Genomic DNA, 18,047 nt, shown 5'->3' with positions numbered 1-18,047 from the left:
TCCCTATACGGATGCGCGAATTTTTGGAGAGTATGACATGACGACAGCCATTTTTCGGCAGATGGCGGCTCAATTCAGCTTGGTACTGTTGCTGTTTATCCCCATTGGAGCTGCCCAGGCAAGTAAGGCAGATACTTTGTTGGTCTTGGGTGACAGTATCAGCGCGGCCTACGGTATCAATGAAGAGCAGGGGTGGGTGCAATTACTGCAGGAGCGTTTGCAGGAAAAGGGCAAAAAAGTTCGGGTGATCAATGCCAGTATCAGCGGAGAAACGACTTCTGGTGGATTGACGCGTCTGCCACGCCTGATGCAGGAGCACAATCCGCGTTGGCTGATTGTAGAGCTGGGCGGCAATGATGGTCTGCGGGGATACCCTCCCCAGTCTTTACAGCGCAACCTGATGGAGATGGTGAAGCTGGCGAAGAACTCTGGTGTAGAGGTTTTGCTGCTTGGCATGCGTATCCCGCCCAACTACGGCCGCGCCTATACCAATGCTTTTGCCGCCGTTTACCCCAAGGTGGCCAAATCCGAACAGGTCGGGTTGGTGCCCTTCTTCCTGGAAACCGTCGCGCTTGCAGACGGTGCCATGCAATCCGATGGTATCCACCCAACCGCTAAAGCACAGCCAGCCTTGCTGGAGCATGTTTGGCCCTGTGTAGAGTTCTTGTTAGCGGATAAGTCGGATGGGGAGTCGTGTACTCCGTGATCGAAATGCGTACAATCGCGCCCCCTAGCAATATGAAAGCCTCGCTCCACACAGATAGGCGATGGCTGTGACCCCCAGCCCCGGTCACCGGTACCGAAATAGTTAGAGAGACACCATGTCCGAAGTGGAAAATCGCCGCGAGCGACTCGAATTCAACAAACTGCAGAAACGCCTACGCCGCCATGTGGGTCGCGCTATTGCCGACTTCAATATGATTGAAGAGGGCGACAAAATCATGGTTTGCTTATCCGGTGGTAAGGATTCTTACGCCATGCTGGATATTCTGCTGAACCTGCAAAAAACCGCCCCGGTGAACTTTGAGTTGGTGGCGGTGAATATGGACCAGAAGCAGCCTGGTTTCCCTGAGCATATCCTGCCGGAGTATCTGCGCTCCCTTGGCGTGCCACACCATATTGTAGAGAAAGATACCTATTCGGTGGTGCAGGAAGTGGTGCCAGAGGGCAAGACTACCTGTAGCCTTTGTTCACGACTGCGTCGCGGTACCCTTTACGGCTTTGCCGAGGAAATTGGTGCTACCAAAGTGGCCCTTGGTCACCATAAAGACGACATTGTCGAGACATTGTTCCTAAATATGTTTTACGGTGGTCGCCTGAAGGCGATGCCACCCAAGCTGCGTGCCGATGATGGGCGCAATATTGTGATTCGCCCGCTGGCTTATTGCCGAGAAGAAGATATTGCCCGTTACGCGGAGTTCAAGGAATTCCCCATTATTCCCTGTAATTTGTGTGGTAGTCAGGAAAACTTGCAGCGCCAGGCGATCAAGCAGATGTTGCGGGAGTGGGACAATAAATTCCCTGGGCGCAGTGAAAATATCTTTGCCGCATTAACACGTATATCCCCGTCGCAATTGGCGGACAGGGATCTCTACGATTTTGAAAGTCTGGAATTGGACCGCTCTAAGCCGTCGGCTGCCGAGCGCCCTGACCATTTAATTCAGCGCCAGGTGAATTCGTGGGAGCCGGACGATGCCCAGGAGGTTGAGCCCCAGTATATCTCGGCGCTGAATTTGTAGGATCGGCACCGCTCACCAGCTGGGCATAGCTGCATTCAAAATCCCGCGTAGTGGCACTGGGTCCGTGATGGAAGTGCTGGTGCCACAATCGCGCCATTTTGGCCACATCGTGGGTGTCTGATTCGGGTATTTTGTGCACTTCTGCCGAGCGGTAAACCAGCCAGGCGATTGCGGTGGCATAGCGCAGGTTGGTGGTCAGTTCGCTGTGGGGGTGGTCGAGAAAATCCCGTTGGCTGGCGAGCCCTCGAATTTTTGAGGCCAGTGCGGGGTGATCAATCAGGTAGTTATCCCAGATTTCCCGGTGTGTATGTGGCTGGATTTGATAGATCCCCAACCCGTGGCGCCGCCCCTGCTTGAGATGAAAGCCCAGCTGTGACTCCTGTGCAGCGGTGCCCAGCAAAAGGTTTTCCATGCCCTGGCTCCAGGCTCTCAAGTGCTTGAGGGTTGGACGGATAACCTGGAGGCGCAGTTCGTCCAGACAGATGCCCATAGTATTGTCTTTTTTCTGTGGTTGTTCTGAATATTTAGTTTGTGGATTGAGTTGGCGCCAGCCGTTAAGTAGATTTACGCGCAATAAACATAATTATTTTTGAAGTGGCTCCGGTTCTGTAGTGCATTTTGCTCAAAAAGCGAGCAAGTGTCGCAGTCATTGCCTTCTTTCGGTGCCATTCCGTTTTTGAGCAGAAGGAATTCCCATGTCCGCACAGTGGCTCGTCGCCCTAACTTTTATCGCCTACCTGGCTCTGATTCTGGTGATCGGTATTTACGCCTATTTACGCACCAAAAATGCCAGTGATTATTTCCTCGGTGGCCGTTCGCTGCCCCCAGCTGTAGCAGCCTTGTCGGCTGGCGCTTCGGATATGAGCGGTTGGTTACTGCTGGGTTTGCCCGGAGCTGCCTATGCTGCGGGCCTCTCCGCAGGCTGGATCGCTATAGGCCTGTTCTCGGGAATTGTGTTGAGTTGGGTTAGCATGGGGCGTCGCCTGCGTATTTATACCTATGAGTTGGATGACTCCCTCACAGTTCCCGCTTACCTGGATCGTCGTTTCAAAATGGGGCACCCCTACCTGCGCACGGTATGCGCGGTCTTTATCCTGCTGTTTTTCCTCTTCTATGTGGCTTCTGGTCTGATTGCCGGCGGCAAGCTATTTGAAACGGTATTCGGTTGGGATTACCACTGGGCGGTAATTGTTGGTGCTATTGCTGTCATTTCCTACACGCTGTTTGGTGGGTTCCTGGCGGTATCCTGGACTGATGTGTTTCAGGGCTTATTAATGAGCGCTGCTCTGATTGCCGTACCACTGGTTGTGATTTCTGACCAGGGTGGTTTCTCCGCCAGTTGGGCCCAGTTGCAAGCGCAGCAACCACAATTAACGCATTGGCTCACAGATGGCAGCGGCCAGGCATTGGGCTTAGTCGCGATTCTCAGCTCTTTGGCCTGGGGGCTGGGTTACTTTGGTCAGCCCCATATCCTGGCGCGCTTTATGGCAGTGCGCAGCCCTGATGATGTGCCGGCAGCGGCAACCGTTGCCGCGGTGTGGTCCCTGATCGGTTTTCTCGGTGCCATGGCGGTGGGCCTCTTCGCCCACCTGCAAATGCAACAAGGGCTGCCCGATGGCGAGACTGTCTTTATGGAGCTGGTTCAGGTGTTGTTCCACCCGATTGTTGCCGGTGTGCTGTTGGCAGCAATCCTCTCAGCCATCATGAGTACGGCAGATTCCCAGCTGTTAGTGTCATCTGCGGCATTGGCGGAAGATATCTATCATGTTTGGTTTGGTCGCAAGACCAGTCCGGAGGCCATGGTTAAAGTGGGGCGCTGGGCTGTTGTTGGGCTCTCCCTGATCGCGGTGTGGATCGCGATGGACCCGGATTCCAAGGTTTTGGATGTGGTGAGCTATGCCTGGGCAGGACTCGGTGCCGCGTTCGGCCCGGCACTGTTGATCAGCCTTTACTGGTCCCGTATGACGGGCAGTGGAGCCATTGCTGGGGTTCTTGTCGGTGGGCTTACCGTAGTGATTTGGGAGCAGCTGTCTGGGGGAATCTTCGATATCTATGAGTTGCTGCCAGGTTTCATTTTCTCAGCAGCTGCTATCGTCATAGTTAGCGCGCTGACGAAATGCCCGGAAACTGTGGCCTCCCAACACAAGAAACTGCTGGGATAAGCCCGGGGGCTGCGGGGCCCTGTTGCATTGGCCTGGCCACTTGTCTGCAGTGCAGAGGACGCGTCCTACTCATGGGCGCGACTGTTGTGAAGCGAAAAGGATTTCCATCCGCAGCGATTATTCAAATAGCGGTTGGAGATACTGAGTGATCAAAGTTCATCTCGGTGATATCACACGATTGAACGTCGATGTCATCGTCAACGCCGCCAATACACGCCTGCTCGGCGGTGGTGGTGTGGACGGGGCCATTCACCGTGCCGCAGGTCCTAAGCTACTGGAAGCTTGTCGAAGTATCGGCGGCTGTCCAGTTGGCGAGGTCCGTGCTACCAGCGCTTTCTCAATCCCCGTTAAACGTATTTATCACACGGTCGGACCCGTTTGGCGCGGGGGCCGCTTGGGTGAGCCAGAGCTGCTGTCGAGCTGCTATCGCCAGTGTCTGGCCTTAGCGCGGCGAGAGAGCATGTACTCTATAGCCTTCCCTGCGATTAGCTGCGGTGTTTACGATTACCCTCCCAGGCAGGCTGTGGAAATTGCTGTAGAGCAGGTACAGCAACACCAGGAGAGGGAAGGGGCGCCAGTGAGTATTGTTTTTTGTTGTTTCGACGAGGAAATGGCAGAGCTCTATCACACCCAACTGGATGCCTATGTACGGCGTTAGCTGATTACTTTGCGCTTTTGCCTGATACATTCGGCCATTGATTGCGTTGCAGCTGTTTAGCAAGATGAGCGTCTGACAATAAAAAATAAGAAAAGGAGATTGTCATGCGCAGTGCCCAACAGTGGTTTGCCGAATATGGTGAAAGCCATCAGAACCCCGTCAATAAATCGATTCACTGGATTGCGGTACCAGTGATTTACGCCACCGTCGCTGGCCTCTTATGGGCCATACCTCAGCCGCAGTTTATGGCATCAATACCCTGGTTAAATTGGGCCGTAGTGATCACAGTGCCGGTGATGTTGTTCTATTTCGCCCTGTCATTCTCTATCGGCCTGGGGATGACTGCACTAACGCTAGTGTGTCTGTGGGCTTGGTCTGTGGTAGAGCGGCTGGGAATACCCGTCTGGCAAACCGCGCTGGGACTGTTTGTGCTGATGTGGATTTTTCAGTTTATCGGTCACCATATCGAAGGGAAAAAACCTTCCTTCTTCAAGGATATTCAATTCCTGCTTATCGGGCCCGCCTGGGTGATAGGCTTCATCTATCGAAAGCTCGGAATTCAGTACTGATTTCATGTGCTGTTAGCAAGCAAGAGAGGCGATGGATCAGTCGTCTCTCTTGTGATCTAACTCCGCAAATTGGGGCTAGCGGTTGTAATGGACCGGCACCTCTAAAGTCTCTTTCACTTCCTCCATCACCACATAGCTGGTGCACTCCTGTACCTCCGGTAGGGTCAGAAGGGTCTCACCATAAAACTTACGGTAGGCGCTCATATCGGCAACTCGTGCCTTGATCAGGTAATCGAAGTTGCCTGATACCAGGTAACACTCCTGTACTTCCGGCAGGGCTGCTACAGCATTGCGGAACTCTTCGAAGGCGTCCTGGGCGGAACGGTTTAGGCGAATCTGCACAAAAACCACCAGGGCTGCGTCGAGAAACTCTGGATTGATCAGCGCGGTATAGCCCTGAATAACCCCATCGTTTTCCAGCCGTTTCACCCGCTCGACACATGGCGTAGCAGTCAATCCCACTTGACGAGCTAGCTCTGCATAGCTGGTACGGCCATTTTTTTGCAGAACCCGCAAGATATTGCGGTCTACGGTATTCAGCTCTCCCGCGCGCTTGCGCATATCTTGTTTCCTTTGTGGGCGATCAGATCAATAAATAGTCTTGTTACTATTGTAAGCAGTTGATTCCACTAGTTTGTTAAAAATTCTTGTAGAAATCCACTTTTAGAGTGGCCCTATACTGGGTAAAATACAGAAAGTAGGTGTAGCTCCAAGCTTTTTGCGGAGACTACGCCAAACGCAGAGATTAAGGAGCAGAAAATGTTGATTGGCGTCCCGAAAGAGATCAAAAACCACGAGTACCGTATTGGCCTGACGCCGTCTAGTGTTCGCGAACTGATCGGCCATGGTCACCAAGTAATCGTACAGAAAGATGGCGGTGCCGCTATCGGTTTTACTGATGAAATGTACGAGCAGGCCGGAGCCAAAATCATCGAGACTCCGGAAGAGATCTTTGCTACTGCCGATATGATCGTCAAGGTGAAAGAGCCGCAGCCCAATGAGTGCGAAATGCTACGCCCAGGGCAGGTTCTCTACACTTATCTCCATCTTGCTCCAGACCCCAAGCAAACCGAGCTGTTGGTGAAATCTGGTGCAACCTGCATCGCCTATGAAACTGTGACTGACCGCTTTGGCGGCCTGCCTCTGCTGGCCCCCATGTCCGAAGTTGCCGGCCGTATGTCTGTACAGTGTGGTGCGCATCATCTGGAAAAAGCCCAGGGCGGCCTCGGTGTACTGCTGGGTGGTGTTCCCGGTGTTGCACCTGCCAAAGTGCTCATCATCGGTGGTGGTGTTGTTGGTACCAATGCCGCCAAGATGGCGCTGGGTATGGGTGCCGACGTCACTATCTTGGACCGTTCACTGCCACGCCTGCGTCAGCTGGATGACATTTTTGGTGGTGCTGTACGCACCGAGTACTCCACGAATGATGCGATTGAAAAGCACGCCCTGGAAGCAGACCTTGTCGTAGGTGCAGTGCTGATTCCTGGCGCCGCAGCTCCCAAGCTGCTGACCCGCGATATCATCAGCCGTATGAAGAAGGGGGCAGTGGTAGTGGATGTAGCTATCGACCAAGGTGGCTGTTTCGAAACCTCCAAAGCGACCACTCACCAAGAGCCCACTTACGTTGTCGATGGTGTAGTGCACTACTGTGTGGCCAACATGCCCGGTGGTGTAGCGCGTACCTCCACCATGGCTCTGAACAACGCTACCCTGCCTTACGCTGTAGCCTTGGCAAACAAAGGCGCTAAGCAGGCGTTGCTGGATGATGCCAACCTGCTGGAAGGTCTGAATGTTCACGCCGGTATGGTGACTTACAAGGCAGTTGCCGATGTACTGGGATATGAGTTTGTAGATCCGAAGCTGGCTTTGCAAAAAGTAGCTGAGGCGGAAGGCGCCGTAGCTTAATGGGGTGCGGCTGCGTCAGCCGCACCTTGAACAAGAAAGCGGTAACGCGCTTGTTTTGAAGGGAAATTTTCCCCGGAGCGCTCTTTGGCGTTCCTCTCTGTGAGACCTGGTGGCTTGTGCCACCATTGTAGCCGCGTTTATACGCGGCTTTTTTATTGCTAATTTATCGTTACCCTTGAACGATAGCTCCGCTTCCCCTAAGAAAAAATAGTTTTGCTCCTTAACTATTTTTCATTTCTCAACAAATACAGTGATTTGTGTCGTAAAAAAAGGAGGCCGCGGCGGCCTCCCTTTAGATGTCTATTTATCCAGCCTTATTCGTTTCTTCTTCCCTGATTCTGGCCGGACTTTAATGGCTAGAGTAGCCAAACTTCAACTCGACGATTTTTAATTTTTGCGCTGGAGTTATTCGAGGCGATTGGGAGGTAAGCACCAAAACCCTGCACTGGCGCGGTACTAATTTTATAATCGCGCAGAGCTGAACGTACGGTAACTGCGCGAAGTTTGGATAGGATAACCGAACGTTCAGGGCTGACCTTCTCATCGCCAAACCCGACAAGTAATAGTTTTCGTCCTTGGTTCTGTGGCTTTTCCATGTACTTTGCCAGTCTTTCAATATCCTGCTGAGCCTTGTTATCCAGGGAGGCACTGCCCTCGGAGAAACGGAAATTGATACTGAGTCGCTCAGCATTTCGGGTAAGCTTCAAATATTCACTTGGTCCTTCCCGAGAATCCTCTGGTTTAAAGCCGATGGGAGTTTGCGCGACGAATCCAGAGGATTTCACCTGTTCCTGTCCCAGCTCACTCTGTACAAAACGCAGAAATTCTTTCGCTGTAGAGTTGGAGGAATAAATCGGAGTGTATAGGAAAAGGCGGCGTGACAGAGGGTAGTCTTCCGTAGCAATGGTTAGGTGCTCTGGAGCCTGCGGCAGTGTATTTTGGTCAGAAACGGCAACAGCCTTTGCTTGACGGATGGATGCTAGCCCAACAAAACCGATTCCGCGCGGGTCAGAGGTAACACGGTCGGAAAGTTGATCATTGGACTCGAAGCGCTTGGCCCTGCTGGTGAGAGCGTAACGCTTGCCAAGCACCAAGCTTTTAAAGGTATCCCAGGTGCCTGATTGGTCGTCTCGGGCATAAACGTTAATTCGCCCTTTGCCTTTACCGAGTTCCGACCAGTCTTTAATTTGACCAGAAAAAATAGCACTTATTTGCTGTAGGGTCAGTTGGTGAAGTGGGTTGCGTGGATGCACTATTATGGCCAGTCCATCTATGGCAATGACATGCTCCGCATTGCGGCTGCGCATATCGCCCAGCGTGCTCAGCTCTGTGAACTCGCCGTCTTTGATTGGGCGCGAAGCCATGGCGATATCGGCCTTTGCCAGTTTTAACCCAGTAAAACCCGTACTGGAGCCATGTGCAGCAATATCGACAAATACAGAATTGTTGCCAACTTTTGCCTGAATACGGACTTCGTTGGGGGCGTCTAGTGGCTGGACACTAATGTCACTCGCCCCTTTCGCAGTGAAATAGTCTTGAACCAAGTTGGGTGCCAGTTGTGCGCCAATAGTATTGGAGCCGTGTAGGCTAAATAGCTTTCCATTGCTGTCTGAAGGAAAAGGAGGAAGTTCAGCGGTGGCGAAAGGGCTTAGAAGGTTAGTAGCAAGCAGTATTAATAGTATTAATGAGCGGCACAGTCGTTGAAGAAAAAGGTACATGTGATCTCAGAGCCTAGGGAAGTAAAACGAGGCCGCAAAATATGTCTTAATTGTGACAAAATGATGAAATATTCATGAAGGAAACGTGCAAAAGTCTCAAATTTGAGTCCAGGACAATTTGCGGTAAACAAGACCATATTGCCGTAGCTTTTTGAAAGCTTGGGGCGAGCGATATTAATGGCTTATGAAATAAATATGAGAAGTATGGGTCACATGCACTGTGAAATTGGCATGTGACCACGACTCGGGACTTACACTTAACAGGAGGGGAAAAGTCGGCTTACCAGAACTGGTAGGGCTGTTTCCACTCGGAGAATTCGTGGGCCCAGGTGTACAGAGTGAAACCCCGCTTCTTTTAACTTCTCAACTTCGTAGGCAATAAACCCCCCTTCAGGACCAATTGCCAGGGTGCAGGCCTCTCCGATATCCACTGGGCAAGCTGTGCCACCGACCGGGTGAGCAACCAGTTTTTGAGAGCCCTGACACAGTTCAGGTAGCTCATCTTCCACAAAAGGTTTAAAACGTTTGCGCAATAGAATTTCTGGCATTTGTGTGTCGACGGCTTGCTCGAGCCCAAGCAGGCATTGTTCAAAAAGCTTTTTCTCTTCTAGCCATGGGGTTTGCCAATAAGACTTTTCCACCCGGTAGCTATTGATCAAGACCAGCTTTTTAACTCCCAGTGCGGTGACATGCTGGATAATGCGCTTCAGCATTTTGGGGCGTGGCAGCGCCAGGATCAGGGTGATGGGAGGAGGAGGCGGAGCGTTTTTACTTAGCTCCACCCGGAGCTCTACTTGCTGATCGGCGAGAGTAGTGATTTGCCCATAGCCGATATTTCCGTCCAGCAGACCCACACGCAGTTGCTGACCGGGCTCGGCCCGGTGGACATTGACAATATGTTCTAGCCGACGGCCAGAGAGACGGACGATATCAGGGCTGATAAAGTCCGCTTCTTGCAAAAGAATCAGATTCAAAATCAAGTCTCTTGAGACTATGGAGAATTGTTGGTTTTAGTGGCTTTTACAGGGCTAGAGCTTAGCACTGGCAATGGCTCCTTTGCCGAGCCCCTCATAGGCGCGCACTTTGACTTCACTGCCGGGGTACTGTTCGGCAAGAGTCGTGGCGATATATTGAGCCAGCTGCTCAACAGTGGTATCGCAATCCAAAATTTCACAGGCGCTTGCGGGCAACTGCAAAGTAAAATCTCCCTGTTGGGCTCTGTAGGCGAAGACCAGGCTATGTCCATTCTCTTTATTTTCTTCGCGCAGGTCCTCACGGGTACCCAGGTAAATATCTTTCCAACGTTGAGACCACTTTTGCTCTAGCGATTTGTCTCTCTTTTCATTAACAAAAATTTGGATGCGAGAGCGGTGGCCGTGGGCAATACGCTGGCAATTGCCCTGATGTTTTTTCAGTCCGTGGCTGTAGTGGTAAAAGGCATCCTGAATTTGCTCGTCTTCAAAAGATAGCTTGAGCTGCTCAACACTGGCAGGGAAGGAGTTAGCCAGTTGCTGAACACTCCAGCGGGCAACACTTTCAGCATTGATGCTATCGCTCTCTACTAGGGCGAATGCCTGTTCTGGTCCAGATACTGAAATCTGCTCGCCGCTTGCGAGTTGCCACTTGAGAGAGATATTGCCGTCTTGATGGGCTAGCGCCAGGCCAGGGGCGAGGATCGGAACCAGGAGGCGGTGATCCAGCTGATCATCTAGCCAGTGGCGCAATGTCTTTTTAACGATACCAAAATCGCAAACCATGCCCTGGTGATCGAGAGCCCCATCCAGGGCGGCATTCGCTAGCCAGGTTTCGCCCACTAAACCACGCTGGTGGTCCAGGTAGCTGAAATCAACATTGGTCAAATTATCGACAAACAGATGCATGGTTAACTCTTCAGAAGGGGATAAAGTAGTAGTCGCCTATTATAACCTGTTAATAGGGCTGGAACTTGCGCCTTTAACCCTCTATAATCGCGCCCTCTTCGGATGCACCGAAGATCGTTGTGGTGGCCCTTCCGGTCCCCTCGCAATGAGCAGCTGCGAACCCCGCCAGGCCCGGAAGGGAGCAACGGTAGCAGTGGTATCATGTGCCGAGGGTGTTGCTGGTTGGGCTGCCTCCTTAAACGCCTTCCTTTTTAAAGCTTTCCCTGATTCTTCGCCAGATGGCCTCTGAGGCTAATCGTCCCTCTGTCTGTTGGCAGCCGTACCCGATCACGCCGTATTTTTCCCCAGAAACCGCCGAATACGTGAGATATTGTGTCGATCTGTAGCTAACTCATAAGCTTACCGTCGCTGCTAGCAGCTTGCTTATGCTATAAACGGCGACAGTTATAGCTAGGCCCAATAACGATTATTTGAGGGGAAGATGAAGAAAGTTGCTCTTGCCATTGCCGCTGCAGTAGCGCTGTCTGCCTGTGACAGCAATCAGCAGTCACCTAAATCCATGGGGGTGGCTCAGGCCACCGCAGAAAGCCCAGCGGCCAAAAATGGCCCGCTGACTGCTGAGGATGCCAAGGCATTCCTCAATGATGCCCAGGCCCGCCTGGAGAAAATGGCTCAGGAAATGAGCCACGCTGCTTGGTTGGCATCCACTTATATCAATCTTGATTCACAGTATGTAGAAGCCCTCGCCTCCGAGCGCTACACAACGATGGCTGTGGAGCTCGCTTCGGAAGCGGCAAAGTTTAATGACTTGGAGCTCGATCCAGATACCCGTCGCCAATTGACCATGCTGAAGCAGGGTTTGGTGTTCCCGGCGCCGAAAGATCCCGCTTTGACCGCTGAGCTGGCCCAGATCGGCTCGAAAATGCAGGGTATGTATGGTGCCGGTAAGTACTGTCGGGAAGAGGAAGGGGCTGAAAAGTGTTACACCCTGACCGAGATGGGTCAGGTAATGGCGACCAACCGCGACCCAGAGCTGCTCAAGGATTTGTGGGTGGGCTGGCGTAAAGTTTCCCCTCCAATGAAGCCTCTGTATGAGCGTCAAGTGGAGATCGGCAATGCCGGCACTGAGGAGCTGGGTTACGATAACCTGAGTGTTTTCTGGCGCTCCAAATACGATATGGAGCCAGATGCCTTCGCTGCCGATATGGATGCCCAGTGGGGCAAAGTGAAGCCTTTGTATGAGGCATTGCATTGCCATGTACGCGCCAAGCTAAATGATCACTACGGTGATGAGGTAGTACCTGCTCAGGGTAAAATCCCCGCACATCTGCTTGGTAATATGTGGGCTCAGGAGTGGGGCAATGTCTATGACCTAGTCAAAGACGATGACATGCAGGCACCCTATGACCTGACCCAGCTCGTTGTTGACTCGGGTATGAGCGAGCAGGATATGGTCAAGGCGGGTGAGAAGTTCTTTACTTCTCTCGGCTTCAAACCATTGCCCAAAACTTTCTGGGAGCGTTCTCAGTTCACGCAGCCCCGTGATCGCGATGTTGTCTGTCACGCCAGCGCCTGGAATATGGACGGCCAGGATGATATCCGCATCAAGATGTGTATTAACAAGACCGGAGAAGATCTGGTTACTATCCATCATGAACTGGGCCACAACTTCTATCAGCGCATTTATAAGGAGCAGCCCTTCCTCTATAAAGAGGGGGCCAACGATGGTTTCCACGAAGCTGTCGGCGATACTATTGCCCTGTCTATCACCCCTAAGTACCTGAAGGAAATTGGCCTGATGGATGAGGTGCCGGATGAGAGCAAAGATATCGGTTATCTGATGCAGCAGGCGCTGGATAAAATTGCTTTCCTGCCTTTTGGTTTGCTGGTAGATAAGTGGCGCTGGCAGGTTTTCAATGGTGAGGTTCAGCCGGCTGATTACAATAAGGCTTGGTGGAAGCTGCGCGAGGAATATCAGGGTATCCAGGCCCCGGTAGAGCGCACCGAAGCGGACTTCGATCCGGGTGCCAAGTACCATATTCCCGGCAACACTCCTTATGCCCGCTATTTCCTTGCTCGCATTCAGCAGTTCCAGTTCCACCGTGCATTGTGTGAAGCTGCTGGCGAGACCGGGCCACTGCATCGCTGCTCTATTTATCAAAATGATGAAGCGGGCAAGAAATTGCGTACCATGTTGGCTATGGGTGCCAGTAAGCCTTGGCCGGATGCGATGGAAGCTTTGACAGGCCAGCGCGATCTGGATGCATCTGCAATTATCGATTACTTCCAGCCTTTGATGGCATACTTGGAAGAGCAGAACAAGGGTCGTCAGTGCGGCTGGTAATCTACTAGCTTTGCGAGAAGTGGCTAATAAAGGGGAGTGTTACTCCCCTTTTTTTGTTTAAAAAATGTCAGGGCTGCATTTGAGTTAAGGGGACTTCAACTTCAGAAAACTCTACAGCGGCTTTAATAAAAGCCTCCATTGGAGGGTGAAGTGATCCAGTACCGGCCATGTAGCGATTCATATTTTTGTGTGCCAGGCCGGAGTTAATTGTTGGGGTTGTATTGGTCTTGACGATCTTCAATAGGTCGAATCCAAGCGGTGGCCCCCGATCATCAATACCTGGGGTTAAGAATGAATCACTCTCTGAGTGTGCAATGCTATACATCTTGAGAGTGTTGTCGATCGTATCCAGGTTTGAACCGGATAGCGATTTCACGGTACCACCAAGCCCTACGGTTTCGGTTATTGCGCTGTCACCCATATCGCGGTTGACATCCGCAGGCGTAATTCCGGGCATCAAAAAACCGCGTCCAACACCGGCCAAGCCGGTAAACCATTTTTCACCGAGTCCTGATATCTTGATGCCGAACTCGGTACCATTACGCGCCATGGTTGTGATAATACTGCTATGTGGTATGCCATTACCCGCATCCGCAATCGCTTTACAGGTGGCCATAATGGCATTCAGGGAAAATGATTCATCTTGGTAAATCTGTGAGGCAATTTTCTCTATCCACTCTTTTTTAGGGCTGGCCTTGATAACACCAGGGAGGAGAATTCTGGAGAATATTAAAGTGGCAGCATTGGTCATTACATGGCAGTCATCGCCCATAAGTAGGCTTCTGCCGATGATTGGCAGGAAGTCAATCCCATCGACATCGACAATGGCTTGATTGAGAACTGGGGCCACATTGTTCTCAACCCAGTGGAGGTAATCGATAGCGCTTTTTTCGTAAACGCCAAAGCGAATGGAGCTTCCACGAAAATCACCTCTGTCATCACTGAGGTTGGAGTAAGTTCTATAGCCAGAGAGTTGGTCCTCAACAATATACACTGACATAGAAGAGGTAATAATGCCGGCCATTGGTCCAACGGCATTGTGATCATGGCAAGGCTCTAAATCCACCTCCCCTTTTTTCATCATCTCTATGGCGGCTTCTTTGTTTTTTGCGAGCCCTTCAAATAGGAGGCCGGCAATAATTGCCCCCTTTAAAGGGCCGGAGGCCTGGTTCCATGTGATTGGTGGGCCGGCGTGTAAAATCAGATTCTTGCGCATGCCGGGTATGTGATCCCCAGCTTTGCCAATCCCGATTAATATCGGCACGGACTGCTTCATACGTTTTATGGTTTCGTCATTAGCTTGTTGATTTAGGCCTCGGAATTTTGGCGTTGCCAGCTTTTCCAGAAGCTCCTCCATACTGGGCCTAAATTCAACATCTGTTTTCATGACTATTCTCTTGAGTCCAGCAAGCTGGCATATTGCTTGGTAACGACATCCATATCGCGCAGCATCAAGTCTGTAGTGCCAGTAATTACTTGAATCTGACGCTGTTCAGATAGTTTCATTTCCCCTTCAAAGCCTCGGCTGGCATAACTGAGATGATCCTTGGCTTTGAGAAGGTTGCTGCTGATTTCAGGGGTGTTGAGTGTGCTCTCTAAAAGGCGGGTTAGGCGACTGGAGTACTCTGTAAGATCTTGTTGTAGCCCTTGCTCCGCTTCAGCTGGTGAGATGTTCCAAAGTTTAGCAGCATAATTCTTGCAAATTCTTTGAGAAAGCATTCGCTGCCGACCGGCAATGTTGATTAGTTCGGCAGAATTGTGATTGGCGAGTTGCTGTAATTTAACCACGTAGCTGTGCGTTTCTGTTAATAGTTTATTGCTGCGCAGGAATAAGTCGGTTGCTCCTTCCCTGGTTACCGGTTGCAGACTGAGTTGCTTAAAGGGTTGCCATTCGCTCTGTACTTTTTTTAGCTGATCTTTGATTTTTTCTGCAGCTGGGAACGTATTAAGTTTCTGATTGTTACGCTCGAATTCCTGCACTGACCGTTTCAATACTTTCTGGTGGCGTTGTGCTTCGGGTTGTATACCGTTTAGGATAAATGCTTGCGTGATTCTTTGAGATAGCATTCGTTGACGCCCTGCTATATTAATTGCCTCTCCCATGGTTAATGCTGCAACATCAAGACTTGCTATTAATAGGAGAAATACCGCGGTTAATTTCATGTTTTGCTCTTTTGGTTTGACTTTTTAAGTTTGAGGTTTTGGGCCTGCCTGCTAGTTTTTCTGCTACCCCATTTCAGACTTATTAGTGAGGGGATTACCTTTCTGCTTTAGAGTCACTGTTGTCGCTCACTGTGGCATGTTACAAAAATTATCTAGAAAGCTGGCGTTCGCGATAAAGTCATTTTGTTTTCTTTTAAGTGAGTGTTAATAATTTGAGTATTTTCAATAATGAGTCGATTTTCGATGTTGTGTTGTTTTTCTTAAGTGTTGATGAGGCTATATAACAAATTACTTTCGATAGATATCTAACCACTAATTCTTAACATTGTTATTAAGTGGTATTGATGTTGATGGGGGGAGTTTGTGGGTCTAGAGGTGGTGGAGTGAGAGGTCGATAGGAGAATTAAAAAAGGCCCTACCGGAGTAGAGCCTTTTATTTGCCGAGAGGGCGAAATTACTTAGAAGCTGTAGTTTACACCTGCACTGAATAGCCAGGCCTCGGTCTTGGTGGTGCCGCCATCGTAGTAGGTTACAAATCCATCCAAGTTACTGACTTCCTGAATAAGCTCATCATCACCCCAAAGGTAGGCGAGTCCGGCATCAACACTTAGGCGGTCATTGTGCTTATAGGTGCCGCCTATAGTTAGCCATTGGCGGTCGGTATCGGGAATGGACAGGGTGCGCCAGGTGACCGGTAGGTCCAGGCCAGTTTCTTCTTTGATTACATCTTCTTCGTGGCGGTTGAAGCCGTCACGGGCTGCGCCTTCGTCATGGGCGTAGCCAAAGCGTACAGTCACTCTGTCATTAAAGTAGTACTCAGCGGCAAGGCTGTAGCGGGAGCCGCTTACAAAGTTCTCTTCTTTAATCAGGAGAGGATTGAACTCTTCACCACCTGAAGGGATAAAGGCTTCAAGGCGCTCGAAACGGCTCCAGTTGGTGTACATATAGCCAACAGCAATTGCCCAGTTGTTCTCGAAGCGGTGGTAAAGGCCCAGCTCCAGGGTGTCAGGTAGGTTCAGGGTCAGGTTGCCACTGGCATCATCAAAGGGAGCTTCTGCAGGTACGACATCAGAATTAACGTCACCCTTTAGCTTGGGGTCGTACTTTGCGTGGTAGGAAATACCTGCGCGAGTATTGTCATCAATGTTCCATAAGGCACCAATGGTCCAGCTTACATCCCAGCCATCACCTTTAACATCTAGAATGGTGGCCCCTTCAGGGTTAACGCCTGTTCTTTGCTCAATAACGGCGCCGATAGGGAAGTCTGTAGGGAAAGTTGTTTTTAGCTCGGCTTCAGCGTAAAGGAAGTTGATAGCTGCACCGATACTGAAGGTATCGTTGATATCGTAGGCAATGGACGGCTGAATATTTAAAGTCAGCAGGTTCGTTTTGTTGGAGATGGTGGTGCCGGGGAAGCTGTCGGGAAAATCAGTTTCCAGACCAAAGTCAGTGTACATGGCCAGGCCCCAGGACCAGTCGTCATTGATCGGTGCTGCTAGGTAGCCATTAGGAATAAAAGCACTGGTCGCGTAGTCGCTGGCATCGGCTACAGTACTGGACTCAGCATAAATGATGCCGTCTGGGCCAACATCGACAGGAAGGTAATAAGTAACATCACCGGTTACATCGATGCCTGGATCAACATAGGTGAGGCCACCAGTCAAAGTATAAGTATCAAATAGTGCAGAACCAGCCGGGTTGCGGGCTAGGATGGAGGCGTTGTCACCGATAGTGTTTTCGGCAGCGAAGGCACGGCCAAGGCCGGATGCGCTGGTTTCCTGAAGGTAGAAGCCCGCGGCCATAGCGCCTTGGGAAACGGAGCCGATTGCTGCGGCTAAAACTGCATGTCGCAGGTATTTCTTATTCATGAGAGCCCATCTCTAAGTCTGCTGATTACTGAAAACCATAAGTAGCATTGGAAATGCTGGGATATGGAGGGAAGGCCATTAGATTTATATAGATGCCTTCCGTTTTCGTAGCAAATCCCTCGCTTTTAAACAGGTTAGGCAACAAGGAATTGCCTGTGCAAGGGAAAGGAGTCACTTTATAAAGAGAAAGGAGGCAAAAATCCATCGAATGTGAATATTTTTTTTGCCTCTGTAAAAAAATGGTAATTTATTGGCCTGCACCGACACTTTTGCCATTGATAGATAGCTTTTTCAAGGTTATTTGGTACTTTTTGCCATTCTCTTCGCGCTGCACCAGCTTCACCAAGGCGTAGTTCCATTGAGGCGCAATCCAGACGGTCGTCTCTCTTTCTGAGTCCGCATCTCTAACTCGGCGTACCTTTATTGCTTCTACTTTCCCCATTGGTGTTTTTATTACTTCGGAGCCCTCTTTGGCGAAAGTGTACTTGCGAATCTTCTTACCGTCGGCGACCTCATATTGGAGATTTTCTTTGCCTGCGGCGACATCCAGTGTTAGCTGCATTTGATAGCTCAACTTATCCAGGATGTTTGGCGATACGTTTTCCATATCCCGTTCTGGGTTGGAGACGTTGAACACCATGCCTTTGTCGGGTTCGAAGCTGAGAATTGTACCGCGATCGCGGCCGAGTCCTTTGCGGCGATACTCATAGTGGTAGGGGGTAATATTGCCGTCCTGGCTGATAAAGCGGGAATATTCTTTAATACTGGCAAAAAGCGCAAAGGTATTAAAGTCCAGCCGCCAACTCCCTTCTTGCCCAGTAAGCTCACGAGTGGCTGTAACACTAATGCCGTTGTACCTTGCGGTATAAGTCGCCTTAAAGGGTTCCAGTTGGCTGGCGAGAGATTGAGTGGAGAGAAAGAGAAAAAACAGAGAGGAGATAAAAATGCGCACGACAGAGCCTCGCAAAATCTGAACCTCTTTGAATACTAGCTGGCGCGACCCGCAAAGTACATTGCAATGCTGATCCCGCCAGCTTGGCT

The 18,047-nt window shown here is 50.7% G+C and carries 16 protein-coding genes and 1 other RNA gene; 8 read left to right on the top strand and 9 right to left on the bottom strand.

The window, feature by feature from the left end; genetic code table 11:
* Positions 1-37: 37 nt before the first annotated feature.
* Positions 38-706, top strand: coding sequence for an arylesterase (locus ACJJIT_RS14180; RefSeq protein WP_444885725.1), 669 nt, complete (start codon positions 38-40; stop codon positions 704-706).
* 115 nt (positions 707-821) lie between these two features.
* Entirely contained in the window at positions 822-1,739 is a 918-nt protein-coding gene (gene ttcA, locus ACJJIT_RS14175) for a tRNA 2-thiocytidine(32) synthetase TtcA (RefSeq protein WP_252085012.1), read from the top strand.
* On the opposite strand, the gene ACJJIT_RS14170 is transcribed toward ttcA, so the two are convergent.
* Positions 1,624-2,229, bottom strand: coding sequence for a hypothetical protein (locus ACJJIT_RS14170; RefSeq protein ID WP_252085013.1), 606 nt, complete (start codon positions 2,227-2,229; stop codon positions 1,624-1,626). The two genes, ttcA and ACJJIT_RS14170, sit on opposite strands and share 116 nt — an antisense overlap.
* A 205-nt stretch (positions 2,230-2,434) precedes the next feature.
* On the opposite strand from ACJJIT_RS14170, the gene putP reads away from it, so the two are divergent.
* From putP to ACJJIT_RS14155, 3 genes are all read left to right on the top strand, one after another.
* Positions 2,435-3,901: a sodium/proline symporter PutP gene (putP, locus tag ACJJIT_RS14165; RefSeq protein WP_444888335.1), complete on the top strand. Its 1,467-nt coding sequence runs from the start codon at positions 2,435-2,437 to the stop codon at positions 3,899-3,901.
* 145 nt (positions 3,902-4,046) lie between these two features.
* A complete protein-coding gene (locus tag ACJJIT_RS14160; protein WP_252085015.1) occupies positions 4,047-4,559 on the top strand; it encodes an O-acetyl-ADP-ribose deacetylase in 513 nt (170 codons plus the stop codon).
* A 104-nt stretch (positions 4,560-4,663) separates the two neighbouring features.
* Complete coding sequence (locus ACJJIT_RS14155; protein ID WP_252085016.1) at positions 4,664-5,128, top strand: Mpo1 family 2-hydroxy fatty acid dioxygenase; 465 nt, start codon at positions 4,664-4,666, stop codon at positions 5,126-5,128.
* Between the two features lie 75 nt (positions 5,129-5,203).
* Here the strand turns inward: ACJJIT_RS14155 and ACJJIT_RS14150 are convergent, their stop codons facing one another.
* The gene (locus tag ACJJIT_RS14150) at positions 5,204-5,689 is read right to left on the bottom strand and encodes an Lrp/AsnC ligand binding domain-containing protein (protein WP_152452263.1); all 486 of its coding nucleotides are present in this window, start codon (positions 5,687-5,689) and stop codon (positions 5,204-5,206) included.
* A gap of 198 nt (positions 5,690-5,887) precedes the next feature.
* Between ACJJIT_RS14150 and ald the strand changes: the two genes are divergently transcribed.
* Positions 5,888-7,033, top strand: coding sequence for an alanine dehydrogenase (gene ald, locus ACJJIT_RS14145; RefSeq protein WP_252085017.1), 1,146 nt, complete (start codon positions 5,888-5,890; stop codon positions 7,031-7,033).
* A 356-nt stretch (positions 7,034-7,389) separates the two neighbouring features.
* Here the strand turns inward: ald and ACJJIT_RS14140 are convergent, their stop codons facing one another.
* The 3 genes from ACJJIT_RS14140 to ACJJIT_RS14130 form a co-directional block, all read right to left on the bottom strand.
* Positions 7,390-8,751, bottom strand: a complete 1,362-nt coding sequence (locus ACJJIT_RS14140; protein ID WP_444898806.1) for a substrate-binding domain-containing protein — start codon at positions 8,749-8,751, stop codon at positions 7,390-7,392.
* Positions 8,752-9,008: 257 nt separating this feature from the next.
* Positions 9,009-9,725, bottom strand: coding sequence for a 16S rRNA (uracil(1498)-N(3))-methyltransferase (locus tag ACJJIT_RS14135; protein WP_444898805.1), 717 nt, complete (start codon positions 9,723-9,725; stop codon positions 9,009-9,011).
* A gap of 54 nt (positions 9,726-9,779) precedes the next feature.
* Entirely contained in the window at positions 9,780-10,631 is an 852-nt protein-coding gene (locus ACJJIT_RS14130) for a 6-carboxytetrahydropterin synthase (RefSeq protein ID WP_252085020.1), read from the bottom strand.
* 129 nt (positions 10,632-10,760) lie between these two features.
* Between ACJJIT_RS14130 and ffs the strand changes: the two genes are divergently transcribed.
* Positions 10,761-10,858, top strand: an RNA gene (ffs, locus tag ACJJIT_RS14125) — signal recognition particle sRNA small type.
* Positions 10,859-11,112: 254 nt separating this feature from the next.
* Complete coding sequence (locus tag ACJJIT_RS14120; protein ID WP_444888339.1) at positions 11,113-12,975, top strand: M2 family metallopeptidase; 1,863 nt, start codon at positions 11,113-11,115, stop codon at positions 12,973-12,975.
* A gap of 67 nt (positions 12,976-13,042) precedes the next feature.
* Here the strand turns inward: ACJJIT_RS14120 and ACJJIT_RS14115 are convergent, their stop codons facing one another.
* The 4 genes from ACJJIT_RS14115 to ACJJIT_RS14100 all read right to left on the bottom strand — a co-directional run bounded on the left by ACJJIT_RS14115 (position 13,043) and on the right by ACJJIT_RS14100 (position 17,958).
* Entirely contained in the window at positions 13,043-14,362 is a 1,320-nt protein-coding gene (locus ACJJIT_RS14115) for a DUF1116 domain-containing protein (protein ID WP_444898804.1), read from the bottom strand.
* 2 nt (positions 14,363-14,364) lie between these two features.
* Positions 14,365-15,138, bottom strand: a complete 774-nt coding sequence (locus ACJJIT_RS14110; RefSeq protein WP_444885716.1) for a type IV pili methyl-accepting chemotaxis transducer N-terminal domain-containing protein — start codon at positions 15,136-15,138, stop codon at positions 14,365-14,367.
* Positions 15,139-15,596: 458 nt separating this feature from the next.
* Positions 15,597-17,006 (bottom strand): OmpP1/FadL family transporter, encoded by a 1,410-nt coding sequence (locus tag ACJJIT_RS14105; protein WP_444898803.1) that lies wholly within the window; start codon positions 17,004-17,006, stop codon positions 15,597-15,599.
* A 247-nt stretch (positions 17,007-17,253) separates the two neighbouring features.
* Positions 17,254-17,958: a DUF3108 domain-containing protein gene (locus ACJJIT_RS14100; protein ID WP_444890970.1), complete on the bottom strand. Its 705-nt coding sequence runs from the start codon at positions 17,956-17,958 to the stop codon at positions 17,254-17,256.
* Positions 17,959-18,047 lie beyond the last annotated feature (89 nt).

It is taken from the genome of Microbulbifer mixtoriginis (SeqCode) (assembly GCF_052467515.1).
This window is presented reverse-complemented; position numbering and strand designations above follow the sequence as displayed.